The organism is Mesorhizobium helmanticense (genome assembly GCF_003034915.1).
In the GTDB taxonomy this organism is placed as follows: domain Bacteria; phylum Pseudomonadota; class Alphaproteobacteria; order Rhizobiales; family Rhizobiaceae; genus Mesorhizobium; species Mesorhizobium helmanticense.
Map to the genome: position 1 here is coordinate 95190 of NZ_PZJX01000053.1, position 21615 is coordinate 116804.

General features: G+C 61.4%; 21 protein-coding genes. 14 read left to right on the forward strand and 7 right to left on the reverse strand.

Annotated features, from left to right (window positions below; genetic code table 11):
* Positions 1–6 precede the first annotated feature (6 nt).
* The 3 genes from C9427_RS28750 to C9427_RS28760 are packed head-to-tail and all read left to right on the forward strand — an operon-like array spanning position 7 to position 3071.
* Complete coding sequence (locus tag C9427_RS28750; protein WP_107652402.1) at positions 7–942, forward strand: polysaccharide deacetylase family protein; 936 nt, start codon at positions 7–9, stop codon at positions 940–942.
* Positions 943–957: 15 nt separating this feature from the next.
* Positions 958–2292, forward strand: coding sequence for a dihydroorotase (locus C9427_RS28755; protein WP_107652403.1), 1335 nt, complete (start codon positions 958–960; stop codon positions 2290–2292).
* A 5-nt stretch (positions 2293–2297) separates the two neighbouring features.
* Positions 2298–3071: an SDR family NAD(P)-dependent oxidoreductase gene (locus C9427_RS28760; RefSeq protein WP_107652404.1), complete on the forward strand. Its 774-nt coding sequence runs from the start codon at positions 2298–2300 to the stop codon at positions 3069–3071.
* 272 nt (positions 3072–3343) lie between these two features.
* Here the strand turns inward: C9427_RS28760 and C9427_RS28765 are convergent, their stop codons facing one another.
* From C9427_RS28765 to C9427_RS28780, 4 genes are read right to left on the reverse strand one after another with little or no spacing between them, the layout of a single operon-like run.
* Positions 3344–4120, reverse strand: coding sequence for an anti-sigma factor family protein (locus tag C9427_RS28765; protein ID WP_107652405.1), 777 nt, complete (start codon positions 4118–4120; stop codon positions 3344–3346).
* Complete coding sequence (locus C9427_RS28770; protein ID WP_107652406.1) at positions 4117–4641, reverse strand: sigma-70 family RNA polymerase sigma factor; 525 nt, start codon at positions 4639–4641, stop codon at positions 4117–4119. The genes C9427_RS28765 and C9427_RS28770 overlap by 4 nt, the downstream gene beginning before the upstream one ends.
* A gap of 55 nt (positions 4642–4696) precedes the next feature.
* Positions 4697–6151, reverse strand: a complete 1455-nt coding sequence (locus C9427_RS28775; protein ID WP_107652407.1) for a YncE family protein — start codon at positions 6149–6151, stop codon at positions 4697–4699.
* Positions 6152–6164: 13 nt separating this feature from the next.
* Positions 6165–6671, reverse strand: a complete 507-nt coding sequence (locus tag C9427_RS28780) for a DUF305 domain-containing protein (protein ID WP_107652408.1) — start codon at positions 6669–6671, stop codon at positions 6165–6167.
* 763 nt (positions 6672–7434) lie between these two features.
* Here C9427_RS28780 and C9427_RS28785 point away from each other — a divergent pair.
* The 4 genes from C9427_RS28785 (at position 7435) to C9427_RS28800 (ending at position 11282) form a co-directional block, all read left to right on the forward strand.
* Positions 7435–8190 carry a DUF4142 domain-containing protein gene (locus C9427_RS28785; RefSeq protein WP_107652409.1) on the forward strand — a complete coding sequence of 252 codons (756 nt, stop codon included), beginning with the start codon at positions 7435–7437 and terminating at the stop codon, positions 8188–8190.
* A gap of 27 nt (positions 8191–8217) precedes the next feature.
* Positions 8218–8820, forward strand: coding sequence for a general stress protein (locus C9427_RS28790; protein WP_107652410.1), 603 nt, complete (start codon positions 8218–8220; stop codon positions 8818–8820).
* Between the two features lie 89 nt (positions 8821–8909).
* Positions 8910–11024, forward strand: coding sequence for a catalase (gene katE / locus C9427_RS28795; protein ID WP_107652411.1), 2115 nt, complete (start codon positions 8910–8912; stop codon positions 11022–11024).
* 39 nt (positions 11025–11063) lie between these two features.
* On the forward strand, positions 11064–11282 hold the full coding sequence (locus C9427_RS28800) for a hypothetical protein (RefSeq protein WP_107652412.1): 219 nt from the start codon (positions 11064–11066) through the stop codon (positions 11280–11282).
* A 38-nt stretch (positions 11283–11320) separates the two neighbouring features.
* Here C9427_RS28800 and C9427_RS28805 read toward each other — a convergent pair whose 3' ends face one another.
* Complete coding sequence (locus C9427_RS28805) at positions 11321–12466, reverse strand: extracellular catalytic domain type 1 short-chain-length polyhydroxyalkanoate depolymerase (protein WP_167434518.1); 1146 nt, start codon at positions 12464–12466, stop codon at positions 11321–11323.
* Positions 12467–13034: 568 nt separating this feature from the next.
* Here C9427_RS28805 and C9427_RS33905 point away from each other — a divergent pair.
* Positions 13035–13229, forward strand: a complete 195-nt coding sequence (locus tag C9427_RS33905) for a hypothetical protein (RefSeq protein WP_146172605.1) — start codon at positions 13035–13037, stop codon at positions 13227–13229.
* 356 nt (positions 13230–13585) lie between these two features.
* On the opposite strand, the gene C9427_RS34990 is transcribed toward C9427_RS33905, so the two are convergent.
* Both C9427_RS34990 and C9427_RS28820 read right to left on the reverse strand, forming a co-directional pair.
* Positions 13586–13810 (reverse strand): hypothetical protein, encoded by a 225-nt coding sequence (locus C9427_RS34990; RefSeq protein WP_245437209.1) that lies wholly within the window; start codon positions 13808–13810, stop codon positions 13586–13588.
* A 509-nt stretch (positions 13811–14319) separates the two neighbouring features.
* Entirely contained in the window at positions 14320–14991 is a 672-nt protein-coding gene (locus C9427_RS28820) for a FadR/GntR family transcriptional regulator (RefSeq protein ID WP_107652414.1), read from the reverse strand.
* A 203-nt stretch (positions 14992–15194) separates the two neighbouring features.
* Between C9427_RS28820 and C9427_RS28825 the strand changes: the two genes are divergently transcribed.
* The 6 genes from C9427_RS28825 to C9427_RS28850 are packed head-to-tail and all read left to right on the forward strand — an operon-like array spanning position 15195 to position 21606.
* Entirely contained in the window at positions 15195–16073 is an 879-nt protein-coding gene (locus C9427_RS28825; RefSeq protein WP_107652415.1) for a fumarylacetoacetate hydrolase family protein, read from the forward strand.
* Positions 16070–16849, forward strand: a complete 780-nt coding sequence (locus tag C9427_RS28830) for an alpha/beta fold hydrolase (protein ID WP_107652416.1) — start codon at positions 16070–16072, stop codon at positions 16847–16849. The genes C9427_RS28825 and C9427_RS28830 overlap by 4 nt, the downstream gene beginning before the upstream one ends.
* 52 nt (positions 16850–16901) lie before the next feature.
* Complete coding sequence (locus tag C9427_RS28835; protein ID WP_107652417.1) at positions 16902–18242, forward strand: metal-dependent hydrolase family protein; 1341 nt, start codon at positions 16902–16904, stop codon at positions 18240–18242.
* Positions 18239–19288 (forward strand): branched-chain amino acid ABC transporter permease, encoded by a 1050-nt coding sequence (locus C9427_RS28840; protein WP_107652418.1) that lies wholly within the window; start codon positions 18239–18241, stop codon positions 19286–19288. The genes C9427_RS28835 and C9427_RS28840 overlap by 4 nt, the downstream gene beginning before the upstream one ends.
* Positions 19285–20310, forward strand: coding sequence for a branched-chain amino acid ABC transporter permease (locus tag C9427_RS28845; protein ID WP_107652419.1), 1026 nt, complete (start codon positions 19285–19287; stop codon positions 20308–20310). Before C9427_RS28840 ends, C9427_RS28845 begins: the two co-directional genes overlap by 4 nt.
* Before the next feature lie 48 nt (positions 20311–20358).
* On the forward strand, positions 20359–21606 hold the full coding sequence (locus tag C9427_RS28850) for an ABC transporter substrate-binding protein (protein WP_107652420.1): 1248 nt from the start codon (positions 20359–20361) through the stop codon (positions 21604–21606).
* Positions 21607–21615: the final 9 nt, after the last annotated feature.

The following is a 21615-nucleotide window of genomic DNA, read 5'->3' on the forward strand; positions in this document are numbered from 1 at the left end:
TTTGCCATGACGCCGAGCGCTGCCTCGCAACCGCCCCAGCCGCGCGACTTCGTCGGCTATGGTCCGCGCCCGCCCTTCATGACCTGGCCCGGCGGCGTCAAGCTCGCCATCAACCTCGTGCTCAACTACGAGGAAGGCTCGGAGTACTCATGGCCGGAAGACGGCCGCAACGACAATTGGGGCGAATACAATCTCACCTCGAGCCCGCCGGTGCGCGACCTCGGCACCGAGACGCATTTCGAATATGGCAGCCGCGCCGGTGTCTGGCGCTTGGCACGACTCTTCGATCGCTACGACATCCCGATCACCATCTCCGCTTGCGCGGTGGCACTGGAGCGCAACCCGCCCTTCGTCGAATGGATGAAGACGCGACGGCACGATCTGCTCGGCCACGGCCTGCGCTGGATCGACTACACTACCATGGAGCGCAGCGAGGAAAAGCGCCATCTGCATGAAGCGGTCGCGCTTTACGAGAAGCTGCTTGGAAGGCGCCCCCTGGGCTGGAACTGCCGCTCGCTGCCCAGCGTCAACACGCGCGATTTGCTCGTTGAGGAAGGTGGCTTCCTCTACCACTCCGATCCCTGCAATGACGACCTGCCCTATTTCCTCGACCATCGGGGCACGGAGATCCTGGTCGTGCCCTATTCCAAGACGCTCAACGACAGCCGCTATCTGGTGGCGCCGGGCTACAGCAATCCGCGCGATTTTGCCGAGGATTGCGGCTCGGCGATCGATTACATGCTCGACGAGTCGGACGAGACCGGCGGCCGCATGCTGACGATCGGCATCCATGCACGCTGGATGGGCCAGCCCAACCGGGCGTCCGGGCTGCGCGAGGTGATCGAGCACGTGAAGGAAAAGCCAGCCGCTGCCTTTATGCGCCGCGAAGATATCGCCCGGTTCTGGCTGGAGAACCATGTCGGCTTCGAGCGGCGCGGCTAACGGAAGCAAGACGGTATGTTCGAAACGCTGATCCGGGGAGCCACCATCGTCAACGCCGAAGGGTTCGAGCGGCGCGATATAGGCATCATCGGCGGCCGTATCGCAGCGCTTGTCGCGCCTGGCGAGACAGCTTCGGCCAGGACCGTTGTCGATGCGGCCGGTGCCTATCTGCTGCCCGGCCTGGTCGACGCGCACGCGCATCTGCGCGAACCCGGACTGACGCACAAGGAGGACTTTTCTTCCGGCACGCATGCCGCGGCCCTTGGTGGCGTGACGACGGTGCTCGACATGCCGACCGACGAGCCTTGGACGGCCACGGCTGAACAGCTTGCCGACAAGATGGCTATGGCCGAAGGCCGCATCCATGTCGATGTCGGCCTGCAGACCGTCGTCAGCCGCGACCTGTTGCTCATCCCTCGCCTGCTGGACTTGGCGCCTGTCTCGTTCGAGCTTTTCACCGCCGATGTGCCCGATGACTTCCTCTTCGCGACGCTCGACGCCGTGGCCGAGGCGTTGAGGGCTTTCGCCGGCACCGACACTTTGATCGGTATCTCGCCCGGCGATCAATCGATCCTGACCGGCAGCACAATGCGCGACCACTCCGGCACCATAGCCGCCTTTCAGGCCAGCCGGACGCCGCTGGCCGAAGCTAACGGCATCGCCCGGGCGCTAACTGCCGCCGCCTCGGCCGAGACCAGAATTCATGTACGCCAGATCAATTCCGAACTCGGCATCGAGACGTGGAGCCGGCTGTGCGGCATGGCCGACGCCAGCGTCGAAACCACCCCGCAGAACCTCTTCTTCAGCGCCAGCGATTATGAGATGCAAGGCGCCAATCTCAAGGCCTCGCCACCGCTGCGCTCGCCGCATGATGTGGATGCGCTGCGCGCCGCACTGCGCGCAGGACTGATCGACATCGTCGCCACCGACCACGCGCCGCACGCGCCAACCGAGAAGGCAGCACCCTACGCGGCTTTCGCCGACATTCCAGGCGGCATGCCAGGGCTGCAGACGCTGCTGCAGGCGATGCTGAAACTGGTCGACGATGGGCTTATCGACCTGTCCGACCTGGTGCGCCTGTGCGCCGGCAATCCGGCCGAGCGCTTCGGCCTCGGCCGGCGCAAGGGCCGGATCGCCGCCGGCTACGATGCCGATATCCTCATCCTCGATCCGCGCCAGTCCAGCACCATCGCCAATGCCGATCAAGTGTCGCGAGCGGGCTATACGCCATTCGATGGCTGGACCGTCCAGGCGCGGCTGACAAGCGTCTTCCTGCGCGGTCGCGAAATCGCGCGCGAGGGAAAACTAATCGGCCCGAAAATTGGAACCATCGTCACCCGGGAAAGCTGAGGACCATGCCCCTGCTCGCCAACAAGACCGCCATCGTCACCGGAGGCAGTTCCGGCATCGGCCGTGCGATCGCGCTGAAATTCGCGGCCGAGGGTGCGAGCGTCGTCATCGCCGACACGGTCGAGCAGCCGATCGAGGGAGGTGAGAGCACCGTGCAGTTGATCCGTTCGGCCGGCAAAGCTGCCGTCTACATCCGGACCGACATATCTGACTGGAGCACCGTCGATGCGCTGGTCGGTGCGACCGTCACGCAGTTTGGACGGCTCGACGTGATAGTCAATAACGCCGCGATCTACACCAGCACCAATCTGATCGACACCACGCCGGAACAATGGCAGCGCGTCATCAGCGTCAACCTAACCGGCTTCTTCTACTGCTCGAGACGGGCTGTGATGCAGATGCTTGCCCAAGCACCCGTCAACGATGTGCGCGGCCGCATCATCAACATCTCCTCGCAGCATGGCATGGTCGCCTGCCCTGGCGACCTTCCCTACTCAGTGAGCAAGGGCGGTGTCGTGCAGATGACACGGCAAATCGCGGTCGACCACGCCGACGATTTGATCGTCTGCAATGCGATTGCGCCAGGCAAGATTGTCACCGGCAAGCCGGGTATCGCCAACGATCCCGACGCGCTCGACTACTCGCGAAGGCGCACGCCATGGCCGCGACTTGGACATCCGAACGATGTGGCCGGAGCCGCCTTGTTTCTCGCCAGCGACATGGCAAGCTACGTTACAGGTATTAACCTGATGGTGGACGGCGGCTGGATGGCGGGCTGACGAAGGAAGACTTAAGCCCGACTGCGCCGGAGAACGCTTTCGATAAATGGATCGGCCCAGCCGGTCGGTCACCTCGATGTTGGCCCACCCGCTGCCAGTCGAGGCGAATGACGCGGTTCGTCTTGGCGAAGCGAGCATCTTGAACATGCGGCGATCCTGGCACCAGCCGGACAGAAGCAGTGGCGCCGGGCCCTCGCCGGTATCGTCGTAAGAAGGGGTGTTGGCGCCGATCTCGACGGACTTCACGTGCGGACGGTTCAGGGCGTTGACGGTTAGGCCTCGCCCTGTACCTGCCTGCGAATATCGTCAGCGAGTGGGTGCAGCGCTTCAGAGGGCAATGAGCCTACGAGACTATAGCCCATGCCGTTCGACGCCCAAGCCCAGCCGTCAACCTTGCCTTGGGAATGGGGCGTCATCGTCCGCGTCTGGTCCACGGCCATTGGTCTTGTCAACATGACAAGGCGCGTGCCGTGATCATTGTCATACATCAGCATCAGGCCGGCGCCGTGAGGTGTGGAAACGACACGACCGCCCATCAGCCGGTAGCCGGACTTCGAAAGGTCTGGCAGGACAGGCTTGCGCCCGATCCGTTCAGTCGCCCAGCCAACCAGTTCGACCATATTGTCGGCCCGGAGTTCCACCGGCCTGGTCCTGTCTCCCGCATAGGTGGCGAAACTGTCAGAGGCTTCCCGGGCGAGGGCGGCCACACCTTCGGTTGGAGGGACCATCATATCGTGCATGTACCAGCCGCCGGATCCGCCGGCGAACAGAAGCACGACCGCAGCTGCTAAAAATCGCCAGCTGGAGACCCTGTTTTGCCGTCTGGTGGCAATCATGTGATTGAGATTGAGCCTTGATGGGACTGGCTCGCCAGCGACGGGATCAAAGGCGCCCTGCAAAAGAGTGCGCTGGACGGAATAGGAACCAAAACGATTGGCGACATCCGGGTGCTTGTCGAGATAGGCAGAGACCTCCTCGCTTCGGGCAGCGTCAAGCCGGCCGTCGACATAGGCGTGGAGATCGTCCTCGGTGATTGGCCTATCCGTCATTTCACCCTCCGCAGATGCGAGCCCGGTCTAGCGTCCCTGGCGGGACTTTCCAAGATCTGCCGCAGACGCTCGCGGGCGCGCGATAGTCGCGACATCACGGTTCCGACAGGGATCGCCAGCACTTCGGCAACCTGGGCATAGCTAAGGTCTTCGACAGCTACCAGCAGCAGCACGCTATGCTGTTCCTCCGACAGTTGTTGGATCGCCGAGACGACGTCCGCTCTTGCAAGGTCGTCCTCCTGTGTCGGCGGATGCGCCATGAGATCGTCAGCGATCTCTTCTATCGCAACATGCTGACCGCGCCGGGCGGCCTGCCGCAGCCGGTTGACTGCAAGATTATGCAGGATAGCGAACACCCAGGTGCGGGCATCATCATTTCGGCGCCGGTGCCAATGAGAGATCACGCGTTCAAGGCAGTCCTGCACGAGATCGTCGGCAGCGACCGCATCGTGAACGAGACCACGGGCATAGCGTCGTAACGCCGGGATCATCGGTTCGACCTGGACAAGAAGATCATCCATCACACATCTGCTACCCATGGGTTGGCCCGCCCCGACCGAGGCGGGCCAGTTTCACTTACTCTGCCTGAACCTGAACAATCTCGCCGGGCTTGCCATCGGCAGAGGTGGCAACAACGAGATAGCGCTTCTCGTCCTTGTGCTTGGCTTCGACGATCTGTCGGATCGGACCGACCGCGTTAACAATAGCCGAACCGGCAGGATTGGTCATGAATGCTGCAAGGCCCTGGAGCTGACCGCTGCCATCGCGCTTTTCGGAAAGCGCAAGCACGTAAGGCTTCTTCGGATCGAGGCCAGCGACAGCAGCTTGCAGAACCTGCGTCAGCCCCTGATTGAAGAGCGTGACGCTCGTCGACGGCTTCTCGTCCTTGTCACCCTTGGCCGCAAGCTTCAGGTGAGCGGCGTCTCCCGCCCCACCGAGCGGCACGAGGTTTTGCATCCCATCGCCTTCGGGCACCGCGTTCGGGACGTAGGCGACCGCCTGCGGCGCCTGGCCGATCGGGATGTTGGCGATAACCTTGTTGGTCAGCGTGTCGATGGCGGCGAACTGGTCGGCATTCTCGAGGCCAACATACACTCGCGTGCCATCGCCCGAAGGCCAGATACCGTGCGGCAGGTTGCCGACCGGGATGGTCGCGACCTGCTCGAAATTATCCGTGCGATACACCTTCACTTCGTTCAGGCCACCCACGGTCACGTAAGCAAAACTGCCGTTCTTGTTGACGACGAGATTGACGTGGTTGGTGATCGGTCCGGTATCGATCGTCTTGATAAGGTCAAAGGGGGCCTCGGCATTGAAGACCTGCGTCTTGCCGACGTCCTTCAGCGTGAACCAAACCTGCTTGCCGTCGGCGGAGGCGGCAATGTTCGGGCAGAATGGGCTTGCCTGCTTTACATGGCCGACGATCTGATGGTCTGCGACGGTGACGACGGCGACATCCGGATTGAAGGAAGAGCAGATATAGCCGTATTTACCGTCCGGCGAGAAGATCTGCATGCCGGGGCCAGGAGCGACCTTGATCCGGGTCTTTTCTTCGAAAGTGGCCGCGTCGATCACGGAGATATAGTCTTCGCCGCGTACCGTCACCCAGACTTCCTTGCCGTCAGGCGTAAAGAAGGCCTCATGCGGGGACCGGCCGACATAGGTCGTGTGCTTCACGGCATTGGTTGCCGTATCTATGAAAGTCACCGAATTGGAGCCGATCGACACGATCGCGAGCGTCTTGTGATCGGGAGAGAAACCCATGCCGTGGACGAGGACCTGGCCCTTGTAGAGGGGGCTCAGGTTGCCGGGCTGTGGATCGCCAAGCTTGATGACGCCGAGGAGTTTGTTGTCGACGGGGTCGGAGACAGAAACCGTGTTGGAGAACTGCTCGGCCGCATAGACGCGGTCCTTGTGGCTGATCGGAATGTCCGGGTCGGAGGCGAGGCCGGGCGCCTGGCCGGCAAAAGCTGCCACGGGGGCAATCATGGTGCTTGCTAGAAGAGCAAGGATCTTCAGGTTGGTTCTCATGTCTCGGTCCTTTTCAGTTGGCGGGCTTCATCATCATCATCATCTGCATGGCCGGGGCCTTTGATGACGTCTCTTCGTGAGGGCTGTGTGTTGTCTTCGCATCGTTGGGGTCGACCTGCGTCGGCACCGCGTCGGAGGCGGGAAGCGGATCGCCAAGCGCCATGCGCATGGCCGCGATTTCCTGTTGCTGATCGACAATGATTTCTTGCGCGATCCGCTTGAGCTGCTCGTTACTGCCGTAGCGCAGATAGGCGACGGCCATGTCGATCGCTCCCTGGTGATGCGGGAGCATCATCTCGACGAAATCGCGATTGACATCGCCTGTCGGCTTGACGGCCATGTCGTTCATCATTTTCACCATGGCTGCGTCGTTTTCCTGCAGAAACGGTGCTTCGTCCGTCATGCCGGACACGGTCTCATGATGGTGGGCTGGCACATCCTGGGCAAAGGCCGACACCGAGACGACGGTGAGCAGCGATGTGGTTGCCAGAATACAGGTACTGCGAAATAAGGCGGTCATCGTTATCTCCTGATCTCTCTCGAAGAGTTCAGAAGGGTAGACACCGCAGACAGCGGACTATTCCGGGCGAACTAAAAATTTTTCTTGGCGATGCCGAACCGGGTCGAGTCGCCTGCAGCATTAAGATGAAGATGCAACATCGGCGGCCTTGGATGCCGTCAACTAGAATCCATGCAGCCGTCGCGAAAGCTACGCCTCTTAGTCGGCGCTAACGCGCCTGTCGCGCGATCCGATAGGCTGTTGCGACGCACGCCCTGTGAAACGTCGAAGGCCAGTCACTGTTCCATTCCCGGTAATTGTCTCGACCGCTAATTTGGCTTCGTCCGTTCCGTCCAGTCGTCCGGCCCAAACTCCGGAGAATGCAGAATACTTGGCTGGAACAAACTTGTTGGGAGGAACGACTGCAGCCGAATGGTCTGCAGCAGTAGAGTCGTCAGGCATCTGGGCCTGAGCCAAAGCTGGCGCGGAGTTACGGATGGCGATGACTTCGTAGGAGCCGATTGGCAAGCGGCGAGCGCCCCAAGCCAAGCAGTGCGCTGCGCAATGGGTATGCCATTTTCGAACTCTCCCGGAACCTGGCCCATTTGAAACATGGGCTCTTACCGCTGTCACCAGCCTCGCTCGAAAACCCAAATAATCCCTTGGGTAAGCCTCAACAGGGGAGGTCTCGCGTCCTGCCGAAAATAACAACTCTGCTCCGGAACAAAGCCTGCAGGTGCTTGTTAGGGTCATAGCACATGTGTGCCTAACAAGGATCCAATCAATGAAAACCCGATTGCTTCTGGCCGCGCTGGCCAGCGCTACCGCTTTGACCGTTTCGTTGCCTGCCTTCGCTGAGGACAGTGCGCAAGACTTCGTCGACCAGGCCGCACAAGGCGGAATGTTTGAAGTGAACTCGAGCAAGGTCGCCGAAGGCAAAGCCCAGGATCCGACCGTCAAAGATTTCGCACAGAAGATGGTTGCCGATCATGGCACAGCCAATGCCAAGCTTGTGTCGATCGCCCATGAACAGAAGCTGACAGTGCCCACCGAACTCGATGCGAAGCACAAGCGCGACCTGGACTCTTTGCAAAACTCAAGTGATCCGGTCGATGGCCCATATGTGCAGATGCAGCGCGACGCACATTCTGATGCAGTCAACCTGTTCGAAACCTACGCCAAGGACGGCGACAACGTGCAGCTGAAAGCATTTGCGCTGGAGACCGTCCCGACCCTGAAGATGCACCAGGAAATGATTGAACAGATTGCCTCCACGATGGGTGACAAGTCAGCAAGTACAAAACCTGCAACCCCTGCAGTGGCCACTTCCGACACAGCGAATCCATCCGCGCCAGTGCCCGGAGCAAACAGTTTCACCGAGGCGCAGGCCAAAGGCCGCATCCAAGATGCAGGCTTCTCGGATGTGTCGACTCTGACAAAGGACGATCAGGGGATCTGGCGCGGACAAGCGAAGAAGGACGGCAAGGATACTGCTGTGGCGCTGGACTACCAAGGCAACGTCGTTGCCGGCACCAACTGACCAAATCCAGATCAAGGAACCTCAAAGATGAAAACAGTAACTGGACTATACGACAACTACCAGGATGCCTCGGACGCGGTTGGCGAGTTGGAAGCGTCTGGGATCCCGCATTCTGATATCAGCATCGTAGCCAGTAACGCAGACAATCGGCATGACAATGACGACTCGAAGGCCGCAGAAGATGCTGCTGGCGGCGCCGGTGTGGGCGCGGTTATCGGCGGCGCCGGTGGTCTCCTAACTGGGCTTGGCCTCATGGCCATTCCGGGTGTCGGTCCGGTGGTGGCCGCTGGATGGTTGGCGGCGACTGCCGCCGGTGCCGTTGGGGGCGCAGTGGTTGGCGGCGCTGCAGGTGGCATCGTCGGGGCACTTACAGACTCCGGTGTGGCTGAAGACGATGCCCACGTCTATGCGGAGGGCGTTCGACGCGGCGGCACATTGGTGACGGCCAAGGTCGACGACGAGCTCGCTGGAGATGTCGAACGGATTCTCGGGCAAAGCAAGTCCGTCAACCTAGAAGAACGTCGCAGTGACTATGCCGCCGGTGGCTGGACTGGTTTTGACGCCGAGGCCGACGACTACACCCCAGACGAGATCGAGCGCGACAGAGCGCGCAACGCCAACCGTCCCTGACTGCGAGGCCCGCCGTCGAAGGGCGGCGGGCCATCGGGCCTTAGTCCGATGTCACTGCAAGTTACTCTACCCGTCTAAAGGAACCGATCATGTCCAAGTCGTCGCGCAAGACCAACGGCACAATTGCTACCGTTCACGATCAAAAGCTGATGCGTGGCGAAGGCGGCGAACTTCATCAACTCGCGGAAGGCGATATGCCGGTGCTGACCACGGCACAAGGCGGCCCCGTATCAGACGACCAGAACTCGCTGAAGATCGGCGCGCGTGGTCCCACCGCTCTGGAAGATTTCCACTTCCGCGAGAAGATTTTCCACTTCGATCACGAACGCATTCCGGAGCGTGTTGTCCACGCCCGCGGCTACGGCGCCCACGGCTATTTCGAAACTTATGACTCGCTGGCCAAATACACGCGCGCCGATATTTTCCAGCGTGCCGGCGAGAAGACCCCGGCCTTCGTACGCTTCTCCACTGTCGCCGGCAGCAAAGGTTCGGTCGATCTGGCCCGCGACGTGCGTGGGTTCGCAGTCAAGCTCTACACGCAGGAAGGCAACTGGGACATTGTCGGCAACAACATCCCGGTGTTCTTCATTCAGGACGCCATCAAGTTTCCCGATCTCGTCCACGCCGTCAAGGAAGAGCCCGATCGCGCCTTCCCGCAGGCTCAATCGGCCCATGACAATTTCTGGGATTTCATCTCGCTGACACCCGAGAGCATGCACATGATCATGTGGGTGATGTCGGATCGGGCCATCCCGCGGTCCTTCCGCTTCATGGAAGGGTTCGGTGTCCACACCTTCCGCCTGCTCAACGCCAAGGATGAATCCACCTTCGTTAAGTTTCATTGGAAGCCGAAGCTTGGTCTTCAGTCCGTGGCCTGGAACGAGGCGGTGAAGATCAACGGCGCCGATCCGGACTTCCATCGCCGGGACCTGTGGGACTCGATCCAGGCCGGCAATTTTCCGGAATGGGAGCTGCAGCTGCAACTGTTCGACCAGGAGTTCGCAGACAGGTTCGATTTCGACGTGCTCGACGCCACCAAGCTCATTCCCGAGGAAATCCTCGCCCCGATCCCGGTCGGCCGGCTCGTGCTCGACCGCATGCCCGACAATTTCTTTGCCGAGACGGAGCAGGTCGCGTTCATGACCCAGAACGTCCCGCCCGGCATCGATTTTTCCAACGACCCGCTGCTGCAGGGGCGGAATTTCTCCTATCTCGACACCCAGCTGAAGCGGCTCGGCGGGCCGAACTTCACGCATATTCCGATCAATGCGCCAAAGTGCCCGTTCCATCATTTCCAGCAGGATGGCCACATGGCCATGCGCAATCCGGTCGGCCGCGTGAACTACCGGCCGAATTCGTTCGGCGAGGGACCGAGGGAGTCACCGCAGCGCGGCTTCCGCTCGTTCGCTGAAGCCGAAGAAGGCCCCAAGCAGCGCATCCGGGCGGAGAGCTTCGCCGATCACTACAGCCAGGCACGGCAGTTCTACGTCAGCCAGACGCCAACGGAGCAAGGGCACATCGCGGCAGCGTTGACCTTCGAGCTCAGCAAGGTCCAGACGCCGGTCATTCGCGAGCGCATGGTCGCGCACCTTCTCAACATCGATGATGGGCTTGCCCAGAAGGTCGGGGGCGATCTCGGACTGAAGGCGATGCCGAAACCCGCCGATGCGGCCGTTGCCACCCGCCAGGATCTCTCCGCGGCACCGTCGCTCAGTATCTTGGCAAACGGCCCGGAACGGTTCGAGGGCCGCAAGCTCGGCATTCTCGTCACCGACGACACCGACGCCGCCTTGCTCAAGGCACTGACTTCGGCCTTGGCCAAGGCTGGCGCCAGTTTCGAAATCATTGCTCCAAAGGTTGGCGGCGCCAAGGCAAGCGACGGCAGCCTGATCGAGGCGCAGCAGATGATCGGCGGCGGTCCGTCCGTCCTCTACGATGCAGTCGCGTTGCTGCCTGCCGAAGACGCGATGGCCGACCTGGTGAAGGAAGCGACAGCTCGAGATTTCGTGGCCGACGCTTTTGCGCACTGCAAGTTCATTGGCTACGTCGACGCCGCAACGCCGCTATTTATGAAAGCAGGCATCTCCGATAGTCTTGATGAAGGCGTCATTGCCCTGTCAGGCCCGAAAGACGTGGCCGGATTCATCACAGCCCTTGGCGCGCTACGGCTATGGGCCCGGGAACCGAAGGTGAAAATGGCATAGCCGCGCCAAGTCGCGGCTGGCAAAGGCAAGGAGTTCTAGATGAACGATGAAGGCGACCGGCCGAAGCTCACCGGCAAGGCCCTGCGGGTCAATGACAACAGCGTCGGCGAGCGCGACGCGCCCTCTTTGCCGGTGCCGCCGAAACCACGCACGGGCTCCGCGCCCCAAAAGGTGGAGGGCAACGCGCTGAGGGTAAACGATAACAGCGTCGAGGGAGAACAACCCGCCCCCTCGCAGACCCCTTCCCACAAGGGGTGATGTGCGGCGAGCCGGCAGGCTTGCCCTGCCGCGCAATGCTAGCGCATCAGCCCTGCCGCGCGCATGGCGTCCTCGATGACCTTGGTAATCCCGCCTGCTGAGCTTCGCACATTGACAGGCTCCGGGGCGGGATCGACACGGACCGCCCTCGGATTTTCCTTCGGCTCAAAGGGCTGCAATGCGGCGCCTGAAGCGGCCTCGGATTTCGCAGTGGGTCGCACCTCCGGCTTGTTGAGTTCCCAGAATTGGGCTATGTGGCGCGTCGAGGAAATCCCGACATCCAGCATGAACGGCCCTGCCTTGCCGAGGCCATCGTCGCCAGTCGTCTTCAGCGGTGTGCCATGGCCCATGCTGGCGATGCTGTATATCTCCACGACATCGCGGCCTTTGCCGTCGGACCAAACGTTTCGCGTCTGGCCGTCGACATTTTCTGTCCTGGTAGGCCTCTCGCCAAGGCCATGCACGCTTTGCCATTGCGTCAGCACCGCATCGGCATTGGCGGGCACGACGGTGATGTCGGCGGAGCCCTGCCAGATCGAAATCCGTGGCCACGGACCCTTGTGTGGCGAGGCTTGCCGAAACTGGCGCTGCAACTCGGCCCTGGACGGGCCGCCATGGCCGCGCATACGGTCGAAGGCTTCTGGGATTGTCGAGGCACTGCCATAGGCAAGCCCGGCGATGATCGCGCCGCCGGCAAACACTTCCGGGTAGGTAGCCAGCATCACCGCCGCCATTGCGCCGCCTGCGGAAAGACCGGTAACGAAGATCCTCTTGCGGTCGAGGCCGTGGGTGACAATAGCCGCCTCGATCATCTGACGAATGGACAACGCCTCGCCGCTGTCGCGGCCGATATCGCCTGGGACAAACCAGTTGAAGCAAAGATTGGCGTTGTTGGCGCGCTGCTGCTCGGGGAAAAGCACGGCAAAACCCAGCTCGGCGGCAAGCTTGCTCCAGCCGGAGCCATGATCGTAGCCAGCGGCATTCTGCGAACAGCCATGCAGCACGACGACCAGCGGCGCCTGCCCCGGCAGGTTATCGGGACGATAAAGCCGCGCCCGCAAGGCGCCAGGATTGGAGCCGAACCCTGTCATGTCGGACAGGTGGTCGTCGTTGCGTTGACTTGCACCGGCGGAATGGCCGCGCATCGCGCTCAGCCGGGCGATCGTATCGGATATATTCCGCAAATCGGTATCCTTGTGCGCCGGAATGGCGGCAGCTGCGAATAATGCGTAGCAACAACATCGTGCTGCAGTGCACAATAGCAAGCTTACGCCGGGTCAGGCACCGACTTTTCCGCAGCGCGTGGACAAAATGCTTGTCGCCGGGCCCTCGTTGCGGCCCATTGGCGGCTAACAACCGTCCCCTGTAATATTTGGGAAGAATGGGTTGGAACCATTCGTTCAGCGTCCGATGGTACAAAGGTGGCGGCTCCGTTCCTTTGCGGGGGGTTGTCCGGAGCCGCAGTGCTCGGTCCATTAGACCGCGCTGTTTTAAGTAGAACAGCGCGGTCTAAAAAACCGTTAACTATAAAGCTCGGCCTTCCGAATTGCGCAGACGGCCTCACAAAACGGCCAGACTGCAATGCGGTGCCTCGAACACGCTCACGATGTACGTGGTTGCCGGCTTCTCTGTCATTCAGCTAATGTATCCCGCTGTCGTTTAACCTCCAAGCTACCCACGCGACATCGGCGCCAGTCTCGAGCCGGAACCCCTTGGCAACCAAGGCGTTGATCTCCCGAACGGAGATCAAAAATGTCAGACGACTGCGAAGATTATCGAACGAATCGCGCCGACCATTTCATTGCCGACAATGCCAATACGATCGCGCCACAATTGACAAAGAAGCGATCAACCAGGTTTCATGAGCATCGCTCCGCAAGGCTGACAGAAAACCCCATAGAGAGTTCTGAGCGGCGTACAAAAATCCGCCGTCACGACAACACATGACGTTGCGTAAATACTCAGCTACACAACACCGGCTGCGGGCCGATTTTGTCCGGCCGGCACAATATTCAGGCATCTCCACCCGACTAGCGCCGGCCATTTTCCTGAAACTTTTTACGTCCAGCCTGCGTATTGGAAACCGACAGCGGGCTGCAAGGCCTTTCAGGGGTGAGGTCTGCCGTCGCCTAGCTCACTCCGCAAGAGCGGTTTAAAATCGACGCAAAACAGCAGATTTGCCGCCGCCAGTCCAGCCGGCAAACTCTACCTTCGCAACCAGTTCCGGCTTCGCCCAAAAGACAGTTGAATCCTTTTTCGGTGCGCCGTCGCCTGTAAACGCGATTTCGATACTTTCATCTCCTTCAGCCTTGGCAGCAGCTGCTCAACCTTTGCCTCGCTGTAGCCGGTCCCGACGCGACCAAGCGAAGACGACACGCCGAACGAAGCACCGCATCGCCGCCATTGGCGAGCTCGACATAGCGAATGAGATTAGCCTCGCCGCGGTCGACGTCCGCAAGCATTTCGCTCAGCCGTTCCTTTCGTTCAGACAGTGGCAGCTTTAGCAGATCGACGCCGTTTGCTAACATCAGGTCAAAGGCAAAAAAGATCAGGTCCTTCGTCCTGCGCTCCGAAAGCGAACAGATTTTGTCAAACCGCCAGTGAAGGTTTGACACCCCTTCCTATAAGCCCTTGAATCCAAACACGACAGAGAGAGCAATGGTGGGCCCGGAGGGTCAGCGTTTTCTACAGGAAATCAATATGTTAGCGGGTGGTTCGCCAATCCGTTTTCTTCGTACTCTCTCGTATGGCCTGGCGAACCTAAAGACGACGAACGAGATTGATTATCAGCTTCGAGACATCGACGTTGTAGCCGCAGATCGCCAGGAATCTTCCTCCTAGTGAATGACCGAGATTGGGCCGGAAGCGGTCAGGCAGGTTCCGGCGTCCGCGTGGCGGAAGCAGATGTTCGAGTCGACGCATGTTTCGTCTTGATCGATGCATGACTGAAGTTTCGTGATGTCGGCTTTTGAGCCGCGCCACGAGATGTTGCGAAAGGCGGTTTAGGACACACCCCAAACTAAGGAGGCCCAGTTGATCACCTGCCCAGCAAGTTCTTCTCGACTGTCCTGAGGTGGCCAAGCATCGCCGTCTTCGCGCCTTCCGGATCGCGGTGGAACAACGCTTCCAAAATCGCCTGATGCTCCCGGCAATACACTTGACGTCGCTCTTCCGAAAACGACCGCTTCTTCATTTCAAACCAGGGTGACTGGTTGCGAATGGTGCGCATGAGATTGTGAATCTCTTTCAGGAAGTCATTGCGGCAGCAGGCAAACACTCGGTGATGGAATTCGGCGTCCCAATGCTCGAACTCGGGCATCTCCACGGCATCGCATGCGGTCTGGTGTGCTTCGCGAACGGCATCCAGTTCGGTTGCGCTGGCATTGGTCGCGGCAAAGGCAGCCGCTGCCGGTTCGAGTAACTGCCTGATCTCCATCATGTCGGCGGGGCTAGTGCCTTCCATCCGTGCGACCATCGATGCGATCGATGTCGGGTTGGTCGTGGTCAGAAAGGTACCGCGCCCGACATGCCGCACGACCGTTCCGTCGTCCTCCAGGAAGCCGACGGCACGGCGCACAGTGTTGCGCGCGACGCCGAATTCGGCTGCGAGGTCGCGCTCGGGCGGCATCCGGCCGTTCTCGAGCCATTCGCCGGAGGAAATCCGCCTCTTGAGCATTGTGGCGATATCGTTGGCGACGAGCTTCGGCATTCGTTGAGAGCTTTTATCTGATCCAATGTTGGACCAATATTATCAAGCGATTGCCGGCTGGTCCAGTGTTCAGACGAAAAAACGCCGTATGCACATGCTTTGTTGAATTGGGAGCTGAAACCCTCTTGAAGCCTGAACCAATCGGCGATAGCGTGTAGCGAAAGAGCCATTTTTGGTTCAGAAAAGGTTCAGGGAGGAAGCGAATGCGGGTCGCGACATTTTCGATCGCCGGCGAACGTCGCGTGGGTATTGTCGATCTCGATGCCCAGACCATCGCTCCTTTCGATTTTGCCGTCGATCAGGCCAAGGCCGGAATTCTGGCACTGATCGAGCGCAACGGCGCCGGCTTGCCTCGCACCCTGTCACCCATCCCGCTGGCGCAGGTGGAAATCGAGGCGCCGATTCCGCAGCCGCGCCGCAACATCTTCTGCGTCGGCAAGAACTATCACGAGCACGCACACGAGTTTGCCCGCAGCGGCTTCGATTCCAGCGCCGGCGCCGGCGCGATCCCGAAACACCCGATCATCTTTTCCAAGGTGCCTGAATCGGTCGTCGCCAATCTTGCCAGCGTGCTGATCGATTCCTCGGTCTCGACGGCCATCGACTACGAGGCGGAGCTTGCCGTCATCATCGGCAAGGGTGGACGCGGCATCTCCAGGGAGAACGCTCTCGATCACGTCTGGGGCTACACCATCGTCAATGACGTCACGGCGCGCGACCTGCAGGGCAAATACAGCCAATGGCTGATCGGCAAATCGCAGGACACGTTCTGTCCGATGGGGCCTTGGGCGGTGACCCGGGATGAACTTGATCTTGCGACCGCCGGCATCCGTTGTTTCGTCAACGAGGATCTGCGGCAGGATTCCCGGATTTCGCTACTGATCTTCGACATCCCGACCATCATCGCCACGCTGTCGCAAGGGATCACACTGAAGCCCGGCGACATCATCGCCACCGGCACGCCGGTCGGCGTCGGCATCGGTTTCGATCCGCCGAAATATCTCAAGGCCGGTGACGTTGTGCGCATCGAGATCGACGGCATTGGCACGCTGGAAAACCGCTTCGTGGAGTATGCGCAATGACGACCGTGACGGTTGGCCAGGTCGTCGCGGAGGTTGTCGGCGAGGGTGCGGCCGTGGTGATGATCCATGGCCTCGGCGGCACGGCCAACATGTTCCAGCCGCAGATGGCGGCACTTTCTAGCTATCGCGTCATCCGGCTCGACCTGCCAGGCTCCGGCCGGTCGCCGCGCCCGATCGAGCCGCTGACCATCGACTTGATGAGCGAGGCGGTCATCCGCGCCATGGCCGGCATGGGCGTCACATCAGCGCATTTCGTCGGCCATTCGATGGGCACCATCATCTGCCAGCAGATTGCCGCGACGCAACCCTCGTTGGTTGCGTCGCTAGCGCTGTTTGGCGCGCTGGCGGAACCGGCGGAAGCGACCAGGCAAGGGCTTGCCAATCGCGCCCGGTTGGCGCGCTCGGGCGGCATTGCCGATATCGCCGACCAGATCGTTGCCAATGCGATCTCGGCGCACACCAGGGAAACCTCGCCCGCCGCCGTCGCCTTCGTGCGTGAATCGATCACCCGCCAGGACCCGGAATCCTATGCCCGCACCTGTGAGGCGCTGGCCAAGGCGACCGAGGTCGACGCGCGGCGGATTTCCGCGCCGACCTTGCTTGTCACCGGCGACGCCGACACGGTCAATCCGGCGGGAGTCGGCCAAGCGCTTGCCGACAAGATCAAGGGAGCCATATTCTCGTCTCTGGATCGGTGCGGGCACTGGGCCACGGTGGAAAGCCCGCGCGAGAGCAGCCAGAAGCTCGCCGATTTTTTGAGACGGGTTGATAGGTGAGGATTTCAGATCGGGCGTAGAACTACGCGCTCGGCAGGTTGGGAGGCTTGTGATGGCAGACGACAGCTGGAACGGCAACGGTTCGAGCAGCACACTGTTCACCAATGTGCGCGTGCTCGACGCGACCGGTGAATATCCGTACACCGGTGAGGTGCTGGTGCAGGGCAACCGCATCAAGCAGATAACCAAGGGCTCGTCGCGCTTTGGCTCGCCTTCGTCCTCCGCCTACAGCGGCGGCGCAACAGGGGGTGTCACGACCATCGACGGCATGGGCGCGACGCTGATGCCGGGCATGATCGACGCGCATCTCCATCTGTCCTGGAACAACGCCCCCGGCATCGATCCCATCCAGATGATGGAAATCGAAGAACACATGCTGGTCACCATGGAGATGGCCAAGCTGGTGCTCGACGCCGGCTTCACCGCCGGCCGTGGTGCCGCCGCCGCCAAGCCGCGTCTCGACGTCGTCGCGAAGAAGTTCATCAACCAGGGCCGCTTCCCGGGGCCGCGCTATCTTGCGGCGGGGCCGGAAATCACCACGGTCGGCGGGCTTGGCGATTCCTCGCCCTCCCATATCCCCCATGAAGGCCTCAATCTGGGCATCGTCGTCTCCGGCCCCGAGGAAATCCGCCGCACCGTGCGCCAGCTGATCAAGTACGGCGTCGATTCCATCAAGCTCAATTTGTCCGGCGAGAGCATCACCGGCATGGGCGCCGAGGAAACGCCGATGTCGGAAGAGGAGGTCGCCATGGCGGCTTCCGAGGCGCGCTGCCGCAACAAGGTGCTGTCGGCGCATGCGCGTTCGTCCGGCTCGGTCAAGCAGTGCGTTCGCCACGGTATCCAGAACATCTACCACGCGTCCTTCGCCGACGAAGAAGCACTCGATATGCTCGAGGCGGTCAAGGACAAGCATTTCGTCGCGCCCGGCATCGCCTGGCTGATCAACACCGCGCGCCATGCCGAGCAATGGGGCATCAAGCCCGGCTCACCGCTGTCGCTCGAATATGAGCGCGAACTCGAAATGTGCATCGAGACGATGAAGAAGATGCACCGGCGCGGTATCCGAGTCTTGATCGGCGGCGACTACGGCTTTGCGTGGACGCCGCAAGGCACCAACGCCAAGGACATCCAGACCTTCGTCGAGATGCTCGGTTTCTCGCCGATGGAAGCGATCCAGGCCGGCACCAAATATGGCGGCCAGATCATGAACATGGGCGACGAGCTCGGCATGATCAAGGAAGGCTACCTCGCCGACCTCCTGCTGATCGACGGTGATCCGATCGCCGACGTGCGCATCCTGCAGGACAAGAACCGTATCCTCGCCATCATGAAGGACGGCAAGTTCCACAAGGCGCCCCGCATGAACGAGCAGCGCCGGCGGCTGACTGCATGAGCCTGCTCGACCAGCCATCCTCGTCATCGCTCTCGGGTGGCGGCACGACACGCGGGCAGGCCTGGGGCCTCGTCGGCCTGCTCGCCGCCGCTGTCATGGCATGGCTGGTCTTCGCCGTCTGGCCGGATTGGCTGAACGCGATCCTGATCTCGAAGAAGGCCTTCGTCAGCGCCATCCTCAACGGCATCACGCTGGCCGGCCTGTATTTCCTGGTCGCCAGCGGCTTCACCCTGATCTTCGGCCTGATGCGCAACGTCAATCTGGCGCATGGCTCGCTCTATCTGCTCGGCGCCTATATCGGATACGAGGTCACCAACCGCACCGGCTACTGGCTGCTCGGTGTCGCCGCCGGCTTCGCCGTGCTGGCGATCGTCGGCGTCGTCATGCAGGTTTTCGTATTCCGCCGCCTCGAAGGCGACGACCTGCGCCAGACCCTGGTCAGCATCGGCATCTCGATCGTCGCCGCCGACCTGATGCTGGCTGTGTGGGCCGGCGGCACCTACCAGATCACCACGCCGGAATGGCTCGACGGCGCCTTGACCTTGCCAATCATCACCGCGGTGCGCTCGAACGGTGTCTCGGTCTTCCTCACCTATCCGCTCTATCGCGTCGTCGTTTTGGCGGCGGCGATCGTCATCGGCGTCGGCCTGTGGCTGATGCTGCACAAGACACGCGTCGGCATGATGATCCGCGCCGGCGTCGACGACCGCGCCATGCTGCAGGCTTCCGGCGTCAACGTGCATGCGGTGTTCGCCATCGTCTTTGCGGTCGGCGCCGGCCTTGCCGGCTTCGCCGGTGTCGTCGGCGGTTCGGCGCTGTCCGTCGCGCCCGGCGAGGATGTCCGTTATCTCCTGGCCTCGCTGGTGGTGGTCATCGTCGGCGGCATGGGTTCGATCACGGGTGCCGCCATCGGCGCGCTGCTGATTGGCCTCGCCGAGCAGATCGGCCTCGTCTACTTCCCGACCTACGGCATCGTGCTGACCTTCGTCATCATGGTGGTGACGCTGGCGGTGCGGCCACAAGGCATCATGGGGAAGGCCCGATGAGCCTTGCCATTACCACCAACGTGACGCCGCAGCAGAACTGGCTGGAGAGGCTGGGGGCCGGTCACATCATCCTCGCCGTCGCGTTGATGCTCTATCCGCTCGTGGCCTCGGATTTCTTCCTGACGCAGATCGGCGGCTATTCCTTGATCTTCGGCATGCTGGGTCTGTCCTTGATGCTGCTCGCCGGCTATGGCGGCATGGTCAGCCTGGCGCAGATCACGGTCGCCGGCATATCAGCCTATGCTATCGCCATCCTCGGCAACAACAATTCGAATATACTGGGTTTCGGTTGGCCGTGGTGGCTCGCCGTGCCGTTCGCCGTTCTTGCGGCGGCACTGGCCTCGGCGCTGATTGGCTGGGTCTCGGTGCGCACCGAGGGCATCTACACAATCATGATCACGCTGGCGATCGCCACCGCGACCTATTATTTCGCGCAGCAGAACTACGCCATCTTCAATGGCCATTCCGGCTATACCGGCATTCGCGCTCCGGCATTCTGGGGCATCGGCTGGCGTGACGCCCGGCCTTTCTACTACCTTTGCCTCGGTCTGGCGGTGCTGTCCTACGCAGCCGTGCTCTACGGCTCGCGCTCGACCTTCGGCATGACCTTGCAGGCGATCCGCGACAACCCGCGCCGCATGCGCGCGCTCGGCTATCACGTCACCGCGCACAAGGTCTTCGCCTGGCTGCTGGCCGGCGTTATCGCCGGACTGGCAGGCGTACTGCTGGTCTGGTTCAACGGCCGCGTCTCGCCCGGCACCATCGGCGTCGATGCCGCGATCGACGTGCTGATCATTGCCGTCATCGGCGGCCTGCGCCATCCGATCGGGCCATTCCTCGGCGCGGTCGTCGTCGTCCTGATGCAGACCTTCGCCATCGACATCGTCGGCGCCGAGCGTTTCAACACGCTGATCGGCATGGTGTTCCTGGTGATCGTCTTCGTCTCACCGGATGGAATTCTTGGGTTGTGGGGGAGGATCAAGCCACATCTTGCCCAGGAGTCCTTGCGTCCCGGCCAATAGCAACCGGGATGGAATGAACTGCAAAATGAAATCAACGGGAGGAAAATCATGAGGATGCATAGACGCACATTGCTGGCCCTGGCGGTGTTCACCGGGCTGACCGCACCGTCGATGGCGCTCGCGGCCGACGACACCATCAAGATCGGCCTGCTTGCCACCTTCGAGGGACCGTTCACGGTGCTCGGCGAGGATGGCGAGCGCGGCGCCATGACCGCGGTCGCCGAGATGAACGGAACCGTCGCAGGCAAGAAGATCGAGATCGTCAAGGGCTCGTCCGATGCCTCGCCCGACAGCGCCGTGCGCGCCGCGCGCAAGCTGGTCGAACAGGACGGCGTCAAGGTGCTGGTCGGCCCGCTTTCGGGCGACGAAGGCATCGCCGTCAAGGACTACGCCAAGACGCAGCCGAACGTCACCTTCATCAACGGCACCTCGGCCGCGCAGGACACCACGTTGCGCGATCCGGCGGAGAATTTCTTCCGCTTCTCGACCGATGGCGCGCAGTGGATGGCCGGCCTTGGCACCTATGCCTTCAACGACAAGGGCTACAAAAAGGTCGCCACCGTCGCCGAGGACTATTCCTTCCCCTACACCCAGGTCTTCGGCTTCATGGCCGAGTTCTGCAAGGCCGGCGGCCATGTGCCGTCGAAGTCCTGGGTGCCGATCGGCAACAAGGACTTTTCTTCGGTCATCGCGGCCATTCCCGAGGATGTCGACGCGATCTATGTCGCGCTCGGCGGCGCCGACGCCGTCAACTTCCTGACCCAGTACCAGCAGGGCGGCGGCTCCGCACCGTTGATCGGTGGCTCCATCACTGTCGACCAGACGGTGCTGACCTCGAAGGGCAAGTTGAAGGACGTGCTGAAGGGCACGCCTTCGGCCGGGCCGACCGCCGACACCAATGATGCGCCGGCCTGGAAGGCCTTCGTCGAGGCCTACAAGAAGCAGCCAGGCGCCTTTCCCTCGCCCTCTCTCTTCGCGCATGGCTACTACGTCGACATGAAGGCGACGCTGCTCGGTCTCGACCAGGTCGGCGGCGATGTCTCCGACGGCGGCAAGAAGCTGCGCGATGCGCTGTCGAAGCTGTCCTTCGATACGCCGACCGGCAAGGTGTCGCTCGACAAGAACCGCAATGCGATTGCCGACATCTTCCTGACCGAGGTCACCGAAGGCGCCGACGGCAATCTCATGAACAAGCTGGTCAAGGTGGTGCCGCAGGTCAACCAGACGCTCGGCATTCCCGAAGACGAGTTCATGAAGCTCGGCGCGGTCAACCGCGACAATCCGAGCTGCCCGTAACACCGGACT

What these genes read in the sequence shown, in the direction of transcription:
- C9427_RS28830 (WP_107652416.1), top strand. Translation starts at nt 16,070, where the DNA reads ATGACGACCGTGACGGTTGGCCAGGTCGTCGCGGAGGTTGTCGGCGAG.
- C9427_RS28850 (WP_107652420.1), top strand. Translation starts at nt 20,359, where the DNA reads ATGAGGATGCATAGACGCACATTGCTGGCCCTGGCGGTGTTCACCGGG.
- C9427_RS28790 (WP_107652410.1), top strand. Translation starts at nt 8,218, where the DNA reads ATGAAAACAGTAACTGGACTATACGACAACTACCAGGATGCCTCGGAC.
- C9427_RS28775 (WP_107652407.1), bottom strand. Translation starts at nt 6,151, where the DNA reads ATGAGAACCAACCTGAAGATCCTTGCTCTTCTAGCAAGCACCATGATT.
- C9427_RS28825 (WP_107652415.1), top strand. Translation starts at nt 15,195, where the DNA reads ATGCGGGTCGCGACATTTTCGATCGCCGGCGAACGTCGCGTGGGTATT.
- C9427_RS28770 (WP_107652406.1), bottom strand. Translation starts at nt 4,641, where the DNA reads ATGGATGATCTTCTTGTCCAGGTCGAACCGATGATCCCGGCGTTACGA.
- katE (WP_107652411.1), top strand. Translation starts at nt 8,910, where the DNA reads ATGTCCAAGTCGTCGCGCAAGACCAACGGCACAATTGCTACCGTTCAC.
- C9427_RS28765 (WP_107652405.1), bottom strand. Translation starts at nt 4,120, where the DNA reads ATGACGGATAGGCCAATCACCGAGGACGATCTCCACGCCTATGTCGAC.
- C9427_RS28755 (WP_107652403.1), top strand. Translation starts at nt 958, where the DNA reads ATGTTCGAAACGCTGATCCGGGGAGCCACCATCGTCAACGCCGAAGGG.
- C9427_RS28760 (WP_107652404.1), top strand. Translation starts at nt 2,298, where the DNA reads ATGCCCCTGCTCGCCAACAAGACCGCCATCGTCACCGGAGGCAGTTCC.
- C9427_RS28780 (WP_107652408.1), bottom strand. Translation starts at nt 6,671, where the DNA reads ATGACCGCCTTATTTCGCAGTACCTGTATTCTGGCAACCACATCGCTG.
- C9427_RS33905 (WP_146172605.1), top strand. Translation starts at nt 13,035, where the DNA reads ATGTCAGACGACTGCGAAGATTATCGAACGAATCGCGCCGACCATTTC.
- C9427_RS34990 (WP_245437209.1), bottom strand. Translation starts at nt 13,810, where the DNA reads ATGTTAGCAAACGGCGTCGATCTGCTAAAGCTGCCACTGTCTGAACGA.
- C9427_RS28840 (WP_107652418.1), top strand. Translation starts at nt 18,239, where the DNA reads ATGAGCCTGCTCGACCAGCCATCCTCGTCATCGCTCTCGGGTGGCGGC.
- C9427_RS28835 (WP_107652417.1), top strand. Translation starts at nt 16,902, where the DNA reads ATGGCAGACGACAGCTGGAACGGCAACGGTTCGAGCAGCACACTGTTC.
- C9427_RS28750 (WP_107652402.1), top strand. Translation starts at nt 7, where the DNA reads ATGACGCCGAGCGCTGCCTCGCAACCGCCCCAGCCGCGCGACTTCGTC.
- C9427_RS28845 (WP_107652419.1), top strand. Translation starts at nt 19,285, where the DNA reads ATGAGCCTTGCCATTACCACCAACGTGACGCCGCAGCAGAACTGGCTG.
- C9427_RS28820 (WP_107652414.1), bottom strand. Translation starts at nt 14,991, where the DNA reads ATGCCGAAGCTCGTCGCCAACGATATCGCCACAATGCTCAAGAGGCGG.
- C9427_RS28800 (WP_107652412.1), top strand. Translation starts at nt 11,064, where the DNA reads ATGAACGATGAAGGCGACCGGCCGAAGCTCACCGGCAAGGCCCTGCGG.
- C9427_RS28785 (WP_107652409.1), top strand. Translation starts at nt 7,435, where the DNA reads ATGAAAACCCGATTGCTTCTGGCCGCGCTGGCCAGCGCTACCGCTTTG.